14 protein-coding genes and 1 riboswitch are annotated in these 13444 nt (G+C 64.3%); of the genes, 12 read left to right on the top strand and 2 right to left on the bottom strand.

All coding sequences use genetic code 11. From position 1 onward, the window contains the following. Positions 1-3108 (top strand): efflux RND transporter permease subunit, encoded by a 3108-nt coding sequence (locus tag BM171_RS14230; RefSeq protein ID WP_093013759.1) that lies wholly within the window; start codon positions 1-3, stop codon positions 3106-3108. 15 nt (positions 3109-3123) lie between these two features. Here the strand turns inward: BM171_RS14230 and BM171_RS14225 are convergent, their stop codons facing one another. Further along, on the bottom strand, positions 3124-4320 hold the full coding sequence (locus BM171_RS14225) for an ROK family transcriptional regulator (RefSeq protein ID WP_093013756.1): 1197 nt from the start codon (positions 4318-4320) through the stop codon (positions 3124-3126). A 140-nt stretch (positions 4321-4460) separates the two neighbouring features. Here BM171_RS14225 and BM171_RS14220 point away from each other — a divergent pair, with 140 nt between their 5' ends. The 8 genes from BM171_RS14220 to BM171_RS14185 all read left to right on the top strand — a co-directional run bounded on the left by BM171_RS14220 (position 4461) and on the right by BM171_RS14185 (position 11492). After that, positions 4461-5477 (top strand): sugar ABC transporter substrate-binding protein, encoded by a 1017-nt coding sequence (locus BM171_RS14220; protein ID WP_093013753.1) that lies wholly within the window; start codon positions 4461-4463, stop codon positions 5475-5477. 153 nt (positions 5478-5630) lie between these two features. Next, entirely contained in the window at positions 5631-6695 is a 1065-nt protein-coding gene (locus BM171_RS14215; RefSeq protein ID WP_093013750.1) for an ABC transporter permease, read from the top strand. Positions 6696-6756: 61 nt separating this feature from the next. Further along, on the top strand, positions 6757-7530 hold the full coding sequence (locus BM171_RS14210) for an ATP-binding cassette domain-containing protein (protein WP_093013747.1): 774 nt from the start codon (positions 6757-6759) through the stop codon (positions 7528-7530). Between the two features lie 97 nt (positions 7531-7627). Next, positions 7628-7839: riboswitch (cobalamin riboswitch) on the top strand. A 123-nt stretch (positions 7840-7962) separates the two neighbouring features. After that, positions 7963-8265 carry a hypothetical protein gene (locus BM171_RS14205; RefSeq protein ID WP_093013744.1) on the top strand — a complete coding sequence of 101 codons (303 nt, stop codon included), beginning with the start codon at positions 7963-7965 and terminating at the stop codon, positions 8263-8265. Next, the gene (locus BM171_RS14200; protein ID WP_425438949.1) at positions 8262-9059 is read left to right on the top strand and encodes an ABC transporter ATP-binding protein; all 798 of its coding nucleotides are present in this window, start codon (positions 8262-8264) and stop codon (positions 9057-9059) included. Before BM171_RS14205 ends, BM171_RS14200 begins: the two co-directional genes overlap by 4 nt. An 8-nt stretch (positions 9060-9067) precedes the next feature. Continuing rightward, the gene (locus tag BM171_RS14195; RefSeq protein WP_245760274.1) at positions 9068-10003 is read left to right on the top strand and encodes an ABC transporter substrate-binding protein; all 936 of its coding nucleotides are present in this window, start codon (positions 9068-9070) and stop codon (positions 10001-10003) included. A gap of 52 nt (positions 10004-10055) precedes the next feature. Beyond that, a complete protein-coding gene (locus BM171_RS14190) occupies positions 10056-11057 on the top strand; it encodes a FecCD family ABC transporter permease (RefSeq protein WP_245760280.1) in 1002 nt (333 codons plus the stop codon). An 87-nt stretch (positions 11058-11144) separates the two neighbouring features. Then, positions 11145-11492 carry a hypothetical protein gene (locus BM171_RS14185; RefSeq protein WP_093013738.1) on the top strand — a complete coding sequence of 116 codons (348 nt, stop codon included), beginning with the start codon at positions 11145-11147 and terminating at the stop codon, positions 11490-11492. Between the two features lie 41 nt (positions 11493-11533). Here the strand turns inward: BM171_RS14185 and BM171_RS14180 are convergent, their stop codons facing one another. Further along, positions 11534-12466: a hydrogen peroxide-inducible genes activator gene (locus BM171_RS14180; protein ID WP_093013993.1), complete on the bottom strand. Its 933-nt coding sequence runs from the start codon at positions 12464-12466 to the stop codon at positions 11534-11536. Positions 12467-12688: 222 nt separating this feature from the next. On the opposite strand from BM171_RS14180, the gene BM171_RS14175 reads away from it, so the two are divergent. The 3 genes from BM171_RS14175 to BM171_RS19360 form a co-directional block, all read left to right on the top strand. Then, entirely contained in the window at positions 12689-12925 is a 237-nt protein-coding gene (locus tag BM171_RS14175; RefSeq protein WP_093013735.1) for a YdcH family protein, read from the top strand. Positions 12926-12934: 9 nt separating this feature from the next. Beyond that, the gene (locus BM171_RS14170) at positions 12935-13135 is read left to right on the top strand and encodes a hypothetical protein (RefSeq protein WP_093013732.1); all 201 of its coding nucleotides are present in this window, start codon (positions 12935-12937) and stop codon (positions 13133-13135) included. Between the two features lie 190 nt (positions 13136-13325). Next, positions 13326-13444: GTP-binding protein (locus BM171_RS19360; protein WP_139218711.1), on the top strand; the 119-nt coding region annotated here is incomplete at its 3' end.

The following is a 13444-nucleotide window of genomic DNA, read 5'->3' as shown; positions in this document are numbered from 1 at the left end:
ATGTCTGACCCCACGTCCTCAACCGCAACCGGCGCATCGGGCGTCGCGCTTTTCGTGCGGCGGCCGATCCTCGCTTTCGTTCTGAGCGCGCTGATCGTCATCGCCGGGATCGCCGGGCTCTTCGGTGTCGAGATCCGCGAGTTGCCGAGCGTCGACCGTCCGGTGATCTCGATCACCACGGAGTTTTCCGGCGCCTCGCCCGAGACGGTCGATCAGGAACTGACAGGACGGATCGAGGGTGCGGCGGGCCGCGTTTCGGGCGTTCGCAGCATCTCGTCCAATTCCCGCTTCGGACGCAGCCGCGTCACGCTCGAATTCGAGGATGATGTCGATATCGACGTGGCGGCGACCGATACGCGCGACGTGATCGCCCGGATCGCCAACGATCTGCCCGAAGGCGTGGACGCGCCCGAGGTGGTGAAAGCCGATTCCGACGCCCAGCCGGTCATGCGGATCGCGGTGACCTCTCCCGCGCGCTCGCCGCAGGATCTCACGCGCCTCGTGCGGGAGCGCGTGGAAGACCGCTTGATCTCGGTCGCGGGCGTGGCCGATCTGCAGATCTACGGCGACCGAGAGCCGATCTTCCGTGTCGATATCGACCAGTTCGAGCTTGCGAGCCGGGGGCTGACCCTGGCCGATATTCGCGGAGCGCTGTCCAACATCGCCTATGATGCGCCCGCCGGTGGTCTGAGCGGGAACCGCCAGACGATCAACGTGCGGACGACCGCGACCGTCGCGACGCCTGCCGCGTTCGAGGCACTGCAGATCAGTGAGAACGTCATCCTCGGCGACGTCGCGCAGGTGACGCTCGGCCCGGAGCCGGACGAGACCGTCCTGCGCGCCAACGGTCAGACCGGTCTTGGCATCGGCATCGTTCGCCAGGCTACCAGCAACACGCTCGAGATTTCCGCCGATGTCCGCGCGGTCGTCGCCGATCTTGACGCGACGCTGCCGGACGATGTCTCGATCTTCGTGACTTCGGACGATGCGACCTTCATTCGCGGATCGATCGAGGAGGTATTGAAGACGCTCGGTCTCGCGGTCGCGATCGTCGTGGTCGTCATCTTCGTGTTCCTGCGGGATCTGCGCGCGACCTTGATCCCCACGCTGACCCTTCCCGTCGCCTTGATCGGCACGCTTGCGGCGATCTACCTTGTCGGCTTTTCGGTCAATATCCTCACGCTTCTTGCGCTTGTGCTGGCAACCGGCATGGTGGTCGATGACGCGATCGTCGTGCTCGAGAACATCGTTCGTCGCCGCTCCGAAGGAATCGGCCCGCGCGCGGCGGCGGTTCTTGGAACGCGGCAGGTTTTCTTCGCAGTCGTCACCACTACCGCGACGCTTGCCGCTGTCTTCGTGCCGCTGTCGTTCTTGCCGGGGCAGGCTGGCGGTCTCTTCCGCGAATTCGGTTTCACGCTGGCGATGGCGGTGATGCTCTCGTCCCTCGTGGCGCTGACCTTGTGTCCGGTGCTCGCCAGCAAGCTGCTCCGCAAACCCCAAGAGACCGCGGAGCGCGGGCCGATCATCTGGATCGGAAATCGACTTTCGGCGATTTACGCGTCGACGCTTCGCGCCGCTTTGGCCGTGCCCTTCGTTGTCGTTCTGGTGGCGGCGCTGTTCGCACTGACAGCGGTTTTCGTGGCGGGCGGTATCCGGCAGGAGCTGACGCCGTCGGAGGATCGCGCCGTCGCCCTCCTGAGCGTCACCGCACCGCAAGGCGTGTCGCTCGACTACACGACCTCGAAAATGCGCGAGATCGAAGCGCTGGTGCAGCCGCTGAGAGAGACGGGCGAGATCACCAACGTCTTCTCGATCACTGGCTTCGGCTCCGAGAATCGCGGTTTCATGGTGTTCTCGCTCGCCGAATGGGACCAGAGGGACCGCGCGCAGCAGGAGATCGTGGGCGAGATCAACGGCAAGCTCAGGGATGTCATTGGCGTGCGCGCCTTCGCGATCCAGCCCAATTCGCTCGGTATTCGTGGAGCGGGGCGTGGCCTGAGCTTCGCCGTGACCGGCGATAATTATGCCCAGCTTGCGGAGGTGTCCGAAGAGTTGGTCGCAAGGATGCAGGAAGATCCGGCGATGGGGCAGGTCCGGCTCGAATACGAGACCACGCAGCCGCAACTTTTCATCGAGATCGACCGGGCACGGGCGTCCGATCTCGGCATCGATATCACCGGGCTCGCCGATGCCTTGCGCGCGGTCCTGGACGGGCGCTCCGTCGGATCGGTGTTCGTGAACGATACCAGCTATGACGTTCAGATGATCTCGACCGCCAACCCCGTCAATGATCCCGGCGATCTTGAGAATATTTTCGTGCAGGCCGGCGATGGCCAGATGGTGCCGATGGCAAGCTTCGTGCGTCTGGAAGAGCGCGCGGTCGCGCCGGAGCTCGACCGCGAGGGTCAGAACCGCTCGGTCGAGATCTCGGCGGGCCTCACGCCGGAACTGGCGCTCGGCTCGGCGCTGGCGCAGGTGGAACAGATCGCCGAGGACGTTCTCGCCGAGCAGAACCGCATTGTGCCTCTGGCGGAGGCGGCGGAGCTTGACGCGACATCGAGCGGCCTGTTGGTCACCTTCGGCTTTGCGATCGTGGTGGTGCTGCTGGTGCTCTCCGCGCAATTCGAGAGCTTCATTTCGGCCATCGTCATCATGGTCACCGTGCCGATCGGGCTGGCCTGCGCCGCCTTCGCGCTTCTGTTCACCGGGCTCAGCCTCAACGTCTATTCGCAGATCGGACTGGTGATGCTTGTCGGGATCATGGCCAAGAACGGGATTCTGATTGTCGAGTTCGCAAACCAGTTGCGGGATCGCGGCGAGGATGTCGGCAGCGCGATCCTGAACGCCGCAACGATCCGGCTGCGGCCGGTAATGATGACGATGGTCTCGACCGTTCTCGGGGGCGTGCCCTTGATCCTGTCGACAGGGGCGGGCGCCGAGGCGCGCGAGGCGCTGGGATGGGTCATCGTTGGCGGGCTTGGGCTCGCAACGATCTCGACGCTTTACCTGACCCCGGTGGCGTATCTCTTGCTGGCGCGGTTCTCCAAGCCTCGCGCGGCAGAAGAGCAGAAACTCGAGGCAGAGCTGCAGGCAGCCGGCACGGCTTGATGCTGGCAGACCCGGTCAGGCGACGTTGAGGCCGCGATGGGTGTCCATCAGGTAGCGCGAGATGATCGGCGCTGTCGCCGCGCCCTTTTCGCGGGCAAGAGCACCTATTGACCCTGCCTCGATCCGGGGAGGGATGAGCCCGCGCGCGTCGAGCGCCTGCATCTCGGAGTGCACCGTATCGACCAGGCGAGCGCGGACGGCCTCCGGGAAAGCCCCGTCGATCAGCACCGCCTCGAAATCGATGATGGCCGTCACGGTCAGGGCTGCCCGCGCCAGGTGATGCGCGGCAGTGCGGGTCCAGTCGCCAAGTTCGGTCTCGAAGTCCGTCCAGTCCTGCGGATCGCGCCAGAGAAGATCGCGCGGCTCACCCTTCGAGACGAGAGCATCTTCCAGAAGATAGAGTGATGCGAAATCGAGGAGCTGACCGCGCTGGCCCGCCGGCGATTGCGCCGGCAGATTGCCGAGCGCGCCGGCATTGCCCGAGGCTCCCTCGAAAACGGTATGGTTGAGCACGATACCGCCCCCGATGAAGGAGCCGATGTAGAAATAGGCGTAGTCGCGGAATTCCTTACCGCGCCCGTAGATATGCTCGGCCCGGCAGGCGGCGGTGGCGTCGTTCTCGATGATGACGGGCAGATCAGAGAAGCGCCCGATCTCCTCGGAGACGTCAAGATCGGCCCAGGCGTTGAGCTCGGCGGGCTGTGCGCCGATGGCGTCGGGCCATTTCCACATCTCGAAGGGGCGCGCGACGCCGATCCCCGCGACCCGCGCGGCATCGGCCCCGAGCGGTGTCAGCAACTCCTCCAGCCCGCGCTCCAGAAAGTCGAGGACCGGGCCAGGTTGCGGAAAGGCGTAGCGGGTATTTCTGTGCCCGAGGATCCGACCGGACAGATCGGTGAGAACCATATCCGAATTGCGCCGCCCGAGCTTCAGCCCGACGGAATAGGCGCCGTCAGGGCGCAGCCGCATCGGCACGCGCGGCTTGCCGATATGGCCGCGCTGCGGATCGCCGCGCTCCACCAGCCCCTCCGCCTCGAGCGCGCGCAGGATCACCGAGATGGTCTGGGGCGACAGCCCGGTCGCCTTGGCAAGCGAGCTGCCGGGCATGGCGCCGCCGCGCTGGATCGTCGTCAGGATGAGACGTTCGTTATAGTCGCGCACGCCTTGCTGGTTGGCACCGCTGCTCAGCCCGCGAATAGTCGCCTTTGTCATCGGCCGGATCCTTTCAGGACCGACCCTCGCCAATGCGACTTAATAAATCAAGTGGATTTATTTATTGACCGGCGCGCGGGAATCGACCTATCCATGAGGTGTGAAAGGGCGGCAGGGAGGTCGCCCCACGGGAGGACACCATGAAGAAGCTACTGACCGGGTCGGCTCTGGCCCTGATCGCGTCCACGGGCGCATCCTTCGCGCAGGACACCGTCTCTGCCTGTCTTATCACCAAGACCGAGACCAATCCGTTCTTCGTCAAGATGCGCGAAGGCGCGGAGGCGAAGGCCGAGGAGCTCGGCATCGAGCTGAACTCCTATGCCGGTCAGATCGACGGCGACCATGAAAGCCAGGTCGCGGCGATCGAGACCTGCATCGCCAACGGCGCGAGCGGTATCCTGATCACCGCCTCCGACACCGCCGCGATCGTCGACCCGGTGCAGCAAGCGCGGGATGCGGGCCTCTTGGTCATCGCGCTCGACACGCCGCTTCAGCCCGCCGATGCGGCTGACGCCACCTTCGCGACGGACAACTTCCTCGCGGGTGAGCTGATTGGCCAGTATGCTGCGGCCTCGCTCGGTGATGCCGCGGCGGATGCCAAGATCGCCATGCTCGACCTCGCCATCAGCCAGCCCTCCGTCGGCGTGCTGCGGGACCAGGGCTTCCTGTCGGGCTTCGGCATCGACACGATGGACGAGAACATGTGGGGCGACGAGGAAGACGAGCGGATCATCTGCAACGAAGTCACCGCCGGCAACGAAGAGGGCGGCCGTACCGCCATGGAGAACTGCCTGGCGATCGATCCCGAGATCAACGTCGTCTACACGATCAACGAGCCGGCCGCAGCCGGTGCCTATGAGGCACTTTCCGCCGTGGGCCGCGAGAATGACGTGATGATCCTCTCCGTCGATGGCGGCTGCCCCGGCGTGCAGAACGTCGCCGATGGCGTCATCGCGGCCACCTCGCAGCAATACCCGCTGCAGATGGCGTCCCTCGGCATCGAGGCCATCGCGCAATATGCCGAAGACGGCACGCTGCCCGAGAACACCGAAGGCAAGGACTTCTACGACACGGGCGTCGCGCTTGTCGCCTCCGAGCCGGTCGAGGGTGTCGATTCGATCTCGGTCGAGGAAGGCCTGGAGCTCTGCTGGGGCTGACCAGGTATCGCCGGTGGCCCGGATGCGTCCGGGCCCCGGCCCACCCCATGCCGACATGAGGTATGAGACCATGACGGGGGCGCGTGTCGCCCGGGCCCCCGCGCACGCAACGGCGTATCCTGCCCGATGCGCCCTCCGAGGGAGGAAGAGCACATGGCCGGATCGGAATACGAAAGCTCGCTGAAGGACGCCTCGCAGGACGTCGCCAAGTTCGACGACGACAGCAAGGGCGTTGTCGGCAAGATCCAGCACGCGCTGCATGTCACGCCGGCGCTCGTCCCGCTGATCGTGCTCGTCACCGCAATCGTGATTTTCGGCCTCGTCCTCGGTGAGCGGTTCTTTTCGCCGAGCACCCTGACGCTGATCCTGCAGCAGGTGCAGATCGTCGGTGTTCTGGCCGCGGCGCAGTCGCTGATCATCCTGACCGCGGGCATCGATCTCTCGGTCGGCGCGATAGCGGTCCTGAGCTCGGTCATCATGGGCCAGTTCACGTTCCGCTACGGGATTCCGCCCGCGATCTCCATCGCGCTCGGGCTTGCCATCGGCACGGGCATCGGCGCGATCTCGGGTTGGCTCGTCAGCCGCGTGAAGCTGCCGCCGTTCATCGTCACGCTCGGCATGTGGCAGATCGTGCTGGCGGCGAACTATCTGTATTCGCAGAACGAGACGATCCGTAGCCAGGATCTGCGCGAAGAGGCTCCGATCCTGCAGCTCATGGGCACGACATTCGAGTGGGGCGGCGCGCGGTTCACGCTCGGCGTTGTCACGATGATCCTCCTCGTTGTGATCCTGGCCTATTGCCTGCGCTCGACTGCCTGGGGCCGCCACGTCTACGCGGTGGGCGACGATCCCGACGCGGCCTCGCTCGCGGGTGTCGACCGGCACAAGACCTTGATGAGCGTCTACATGCTCGCAGGTTTCATCTGCGGTATCGCGGGCTGGGTGATGATCGGCCGTTTCGGCTCGGTCTCGCCCTCGGCATCGACGGGCACGATCGGCAACATCCAGTCCATCACGGCGGTGGTGATCGGGGGGATATCGCTCTTTGGCGGGCGCGGCTCGATCTACGGGGCCTTCTTCGGCGCGCTGATCGTGGGCGTCTTCGAGCTTGGCCTGCGGATGGCCGGAGCCAACGCGCAATGGACTTACCTTCTCATTGGGGCACTCATCATCGGCGCGGTCGCTGTCGACCAGTGGATCCGGAAGGTGACGACATGAGCAAGCGCCCAACCACGCTCTTGCACGCATCAATGCTGCCCTCGGCCCGAAAGGTGACGACATGACCGAACCCATGCTCAAGGCCCGCAACCTCGTGAAGCGCTTCGGCAAGGTCGTTGCCATCGATCATTGCGACTTCGACCTTTATCCTGGCGAAATCCTTGCCGTGATCGGAGACAACGGGGCCGGAAAGTCGACGCTGGTGAAGGCCGTCTCGGGTGCCGTGGTGCCCGATTCCGGCGAGATCTGGCTCGATGGCAAGAAGGTGCTCTTCCATTCCCCCATCGAAGCGCGCGCGCACGGGATCGAAACCGTCTACCAGACCCTTGCCATGTCGCCCGCGCTGTCGATCGCGGACAACATGTTCATGGGCCGGGAGATCCGCAGGCCCGGCTTTCGCGGCAAATGGCTGCGACAGCTCGACAAGCCGAAGATGGAGCAGATCGCCCGCGAGAAGCTGAACGACCTTGGCCTGATGACGATCCAGAACATCAACCAGGCGGTCGAGACGCTGTCCGGCGGTCAGCGGCAGGGCGTGGCCGTGGCCCGCGCCGCCGCCTTCGGCTCGAAGGTCATCATCCTCGACGAGCCCACTGCGGCGCTTGGCGTGAAGGAAAGCCGCAAGGTGCTCGAGCTGATCCTCGACGTGCGAAGCCGGGGCATTCCGATCATCCTGATCTCGCACAACATGCCGCATGTCTTCGAACTGGCCGACCGGATTCATGTCCATCGTCTTGGCAAGAGGCTCTGCGTGATCGATCCCAAGGAACATTCGATGTCCGACGCTGTGGCCTACATGACCGGCGCGAAGGTGCCGGAGGGCGTGGCGGCCTGATAGCCGGGCAGGGCGCAGAGCCGACCGCTCCCATGACTTGAGGCTGCGCTTTGGTCCCGGGTGATCCCGCCGCGTCTTGACCCGAACGAGGGAGTGTGAGCACGTGGCCGTCGATGGTTCTCGACGGCCTTCGGGCCAAGGGATGAGAAAGGGAACACGGTGCGGCACCACTCGCCAAATCCGTGACTGCCCCCGCAACTGTGAGCGGAGAGCGCGTTCGATGTCGCCACTGGGCCACCACGGGCCCGGGAAGGTTCGAACAAGCAATGACCCGCGAGTCAGGAGACCTGCCATCTCCGGAGCGCATCAGCGTTTCGCAGCCACCTTCAACCCGGGCGGGGCGTCTCGGGACGGAGTGCCAGAGATGGACCTGACAGGGACGATTACATCGCCGGTATCCCGATTGCCCTGCCGCTTTGCGCGGAGGGCGCGATGTTTCTCGAATACACGATTTCACAACTCGATATAGGACCCATGCCGCCTGATCGTGCGGACGAGATGGGACATCTCGGTTTCCTGCAATGGCTGGGCGCCTTGCCCGGCGACCGCAGCTTCGCACAAGAGGCCGAGCGGGCGTTGGTGCTGTCCCTGCCGGCGGCCGGATACTCGCCTGCGCTTGCAGTGTTTTGCGATCTCGTCGCGCGCGCTGTGGCGGCGTCACCGGCCCCGCTGACGTTGCGGCTGCCGCAGGCGACGCGGCGCGGCGGAGCGCGTGCCCGAAGGGTGACGCCTTGACTGCTCAAGCGGCCGCGGGCCTCGAACTCGAAGGCGTGTCCTGGACGCTGAAGAAAGGCACGAGTCCGATCCTGATGGAGACGACCTTGGCGCTGAATCCAGGGCGGGTCCTGGGCATCGTCGGCCCGAACGGCGCCGGTAAAACGACGCTCCTGCGCCTGCTCTATCGCTATTATCGACCGACGAGCGGACGTGTCTGGCTCGATGGCGAGGACATTTGGCGCATGTCCGCGCGGAACGTGGCGCGGAAGGTCGCGGCAGTGCTTCAGGAACAGCCGACGGACTTCGCTCTCACGGTGCGCGAAATCGTGGCTCTGGGACGCACGCCGCACCGCTCCGGCCTCGGCGGTTTTGGCGGTGCGCGCGATGCAGAGATCGTCGACGGCGCGCTCGACCGCCTCGCGCTGCGCGGATTTGCCGACCGTCATCTCGGCACCTTGTCGGGCGGAGAGCGTCAGCGGGTCATGGTGGCTCGTGCGCTGGCACAGGAGCCGGGCCTTCTGATCCTCGACGAGCCGACGAATCATCTCGATATCCGCCATCAGCTCGAAGTGCTTCGGCTGATCCGCGACCTGCCGCTCACTATCGTCACGTCGCTGCACGATCTCAACATGGCTGCGGGCGTCTGCGATGACGTGTTGCTCCTCAAATCGGGCCGCACCCTCGGGTTCGGCCCGCCTCACACAGTGCTCTGCGAAGCATCTGTCTCTCGCGCATTCGACGTCGACGCGCGCCGCGATCATTTGAGCCTGAGCGCAACGGACCACCTTACTTTTCACCTGCAAGAAGAATGACCGATATGATGAAGTCCCTCACTTTCGTGGCCGGCGCCCTGATGCTCGGCGCTGGCATGGCGAGTGCTGAAACCACCGTGAAAAGCTGCGACCGCACGGTCACCTTCGACGCGCCGCCTCAGCGGGCGGTCGCGAACGACGTGAACCTGACCGAAATGATGCTCGTGCTCGGTCTGGCTGATCGCATGGTCGGCTATACCGGCATTTCCGGCTGGAAGACGCTCGACGAGGACATGCGCGCGGGCGTCGAGGAACTGCCGGAACTCTCCGCGAAATACCCCTCCAAAGAGGTACTGGTTGGCGCGGACGCGGATTTCTTCTTCGCGGGTTGGAATTACGGCATGAAGGTCGGCGGCGAAGTGACGCCCGACACGCTCGAGCCTTTCGGGATCAAGGTCTACGAATTATCCGAATCCTGCGCGCATATCATGAAAACGGAAAAGGCCAGCATCGAGGACATGTATAATGACCTCATGAACCTTGGCCGGATCTTCCAGGTCGAAGAGCGGGCGACGGAGCTGGTCGAAGGGTATCGGGCGGAACTGGCCCAGTTCAGCGAAGGGCTTGGAGAGGGGGAGGCGCCGCGCGTCTTCGTCTACGACAGCGGCGAGGACACACCCTTTACCGCGGGCCGCTACGGGATGCCGACCGCGCTCATCGAAGCGGCAGGCGGCCGCAATATCATGGACGATTTCGAAAAGAGCTGGGCCACCGTGACCTGGGAAGAAGTCGTTGAGCGCAACCCCGAAGTAATCGTGATCGTCAATTACGGCGAGGTCACTGCGGAGCAGAAGCGAGATTTCATGCGCTCGAACCCGGCCTTCGCGGATCTCGACGCGGTGAAGGCTGATCGCTTCGTCACGCTCGAATACGTTGAAGCAACGCCGGGACCGCGCAACATCAAGGCGGTCAAAACGCTCGCCGAGGCGTTCCGGGGCGAGTGACGTGACGGTCGAGAGCACGACACCGGTCCCGAAACGACGGACCCTCAAGGCGCTGCCGGTCCTCGCGGCTGGTGGGATCGTGGTCCTCTTGGCCTCGTTGTCGATGGCTGTTTCTGTGGGCGCCGTTTCGGTGTCCGCGGGAACGGTCTGGGGTGTCCTTCTCAACAAGCTCATGCCAGGCATGATCGAGGCGACCTGGTCGCAAGGGCGCGAAGCCATCGTCTGGGACATCCGCTTTCCGCGCGCGCTTCTGGCGATGATGGTCGGGGCCGGGCTCGGCCTTGTGGGGGCGAGCTTGCAAGCGGTGACCCGCAACCCGCTCGCCGATCCGCATCTTCTGGGGATCTCGTCAGGCGGTGCCTTCGGCGCGATCCTCGCGCTTTTGCACACAGGCTTGTTCCTAGGTCTTCTGACCGTGCCGCTCTTTGCGTTTTTCGGTGCCCTCATGGCGACGGGACTCGTCCTTGGCGTCTCCCGGATTGCCGATGCGACGAGTGCTGACCGGCTGGTGCTGGCCGGTGTCGCGGTGTCCTTCATCGTGATGGCCGCGGCGAACCTTCTGATCTTCCTCGGTGATCCGCGCGCCTCGCATACGGTGGTCTTCTGGATGCTCGGAGGGCTCGGCCTCGCGCGATGGGACCAACTGATCTATCCTCTGGTGATCCTTCTGGCATCCGGCGGCTGGCTTCTCTCACGCGCGGGCGCGCTCAACGCGATGACGGTGGGCGACGAGACAGCCTCGACCCTCGGTATTCCGGTCGCGCGGTTTCGTCTTCTCGTCTTCGCGGTTGGTGCGCTTATCACAGGGGTCATGGTCGCGTTCTCGGGGATCATCGGCTTCGTCGGGCTGATGGTCCCGCATATCGTTCGGATGCTGGTCGGCGGCGATTATCGGCGCGTTCTGCCCGCCTCGGCCGTGGTCGGCGCGATTTTTCTTCTCTGGGCGGATGTCGTCGCACGCACGGCGATGGCACCCGAGGACATTCCTATCGGGGTCATTACGGGCCTGATCGGCGGGCTGTTCTTCATCTGGTTGCTGGGGCGGCGCAGATAGCCTCGCCCTTATCGAGCTCGCCAGACGACTCGACATATCCGCCGCTAGGCTAGCTTGTCGGTCATCACAGAGAATGAAGGATGATCCATGACACTTTTACGCGCTTCGACCGCCGCATTCATCGCCGCCTTGGCAGCACCCGCTTTCGCCGCAACCCAGGACGAGCTGCAAGAGGCGCTTGTCGGCAACACGTTCCAAGGCGACATGGGCGGCGGCGGCTATTCCAGCTATTTTGCTGAAGACGGCACCTATTACGATACCTCGACATCCGGCGAGTACGAGATCACCGACGAGGGCGTGTGCTATCCCGGCACCGACTTCGGCTGCTACCAGGCAGAGATCGACGGCACGTCCCTCGAATGGATGAAAGACGGCGAAAGCGCCGGGACGGGCGAGATCCTGGAAGGCGACGCGCTCGAGCTGATGTCGAACTGAGAAGGCCGCGCGGCTGGCAGCGCGATCACTGTCGGCCGCCGCTACTCCACCTTCACGACGGACGCGTAATGCTCGCGTGCGACGCGGCGCGCGACCTCCGAGATCGCGTCGATGAGCGCGCCGTGTGCTGACCGGCGTCTCCACGCGAGACCCACCGATCGAACGACGCGATCCCGCCGAAAGGGCAGGATCGAGACGTCGCCGTCCTCGACCGCAACTTCGGAATGAACGTAGAGGGCAGGAAGAAAGCTCAGCCCCATATCGAGCGCCGTCATCTGCCGCAGCGCATCCAGGCTGGAGCCCTCGTAATCCTGCCGCAACTCGGCGCCAAGCTCGTCGCACAGGGCGGCGATCTGATCGTGGAGCGGGTAAGTTTCAGCGAGCGCCAAGATGTCCCGCCCGGCGAGATCGGCATCGGTGAGGCTCTCCCGTTCCGCCAGCGGGTGATCCTGCGCGACGGCAAGTTTCAGGGGCTCCCGGAACAGCCGACGGATCTGTATGTCGGCCGACCGGACCGGAAGTTGCGTCAGGATCAGATCGTGACGTCCTGCGATCAGCTCCTCATGGAGGACAGCGGGCGGCGCGTCGCGCACGATGACCTTCAAGCCCGGATGATCCCGATGCAGGCGGCGCATCACACGCGGGAGGAAATACGGGCCGATCGTGGGGGTCGAGCCCATCCGGATCGTGCCCGCGATCCCGTCGCGCACATCGACCGCCGAGCCGCGCAGAACCTCGACCTCGGCCAGGACTTTCCGTGCCTGCGCGAGCACCGTCCGCCCGCTCGGTGTCAGGACGGCCCCCCGCTGCCCGCGCTCCACGAGTTCGAGACCGAGCGCGCCTTCGAGCCCGAGGATCTGCTGGCTGAGCGAGGGCTGGCTGATGCCGACACGTTCGGCGGCTCGGCGGTAATGCTTCGTGTCGGCGAGCGCGACGAAGTAGATGAGCTGCTTCAGGGTGATGTCGCCGCGCATGAACAGATCCTGCTGAATGCTTGCATGAATATCGGTTTTTCCGATCAAGCCTTCAAGTCGTGGCGCCGATTGCGGCCCAATCGCCCAACGCTGCGTCCATTCAATAGGTAAAGCCTATCGAACAATCTGCGGCGGCTGTCTTTTGGCGGATCGTTGCGTCCCCAGATCTCTAGGGCGGCACAGAGCCGCGCCCTGTCCATCACGCATATAAGGAGACATGAGATGACATCGTCTGCCCGGCTCAAGCCGTTCTCGATCGAGGCGAGGCTCGCGACCCTGCAGAAGCGGCACCGTGAGCTTGAGGATCGGATCGCCTCCGAACGCCAGCGTCCGGCACCATGCAGCGTGGCGCTCCAGAAGCTCAAACGCCGCAAGCTGGGCGTGAAGGATGAGATGGTGCATTTCGACGGGGTGTTGAGAACTCTCGACATCCAGCCCGATACGCAACCCAGAGCGTGAGGAGGCATCATGTTCTTTCGCTTCCTTTATCTCAACAGCGTTTCGAGCCGGATGCACAGCACGGACCTTTCGGACATGAAAAGCGCCATTCTCGAGGAAGAGGACCAGGATGGCCCGGATGGCGGTTCTGCGGATTGTTCAGTCCATCTGACGCAATGGCCGGAACCATGCGGGTCGCTAGCGGGGCTCCGGTCGGTCCACGCCTCGTAGCCTCAACACTCATTTGTGTGTGATACGTCCCAGTCGTCGCCGTAGCCGCAAAAGATCGGTCGCGGCGGCGTTTTTTGATCCACGCTCCGCGTGATTTCGCCTGCGCGATGGTTCGGTGCGCCGGGAAGGGTTGCCTCATCCTGATGCTATGCATAAACGTTACAATATAACGTAATTAGGTGAGGCCCAGATGACCCAGACAGAGCCAAAGCTGCCCGTGACCGTCCTTTCCGGCTTTCTCGGTGCAGGGAAGACCACGCTCCTGAATCGTGTCCTGAACAACCGCGACGGGCGGCGCGTTGCCGTCAT

The organism is Roseivivax halotolerans, from assembly GCF_900115815.1.
GTDB lineage: Bacteria > Pseudomonadota > Alphaproteobacteria > Rhodobacterales > Rhodobacteraceae > Roseivivax > Roseivivax halotolerans.
The sequence above is the reverse complement of the archived record's forward strand: the minus strand, read 5'-3'. Positions and strand labels throughout refer to the sequence as shown.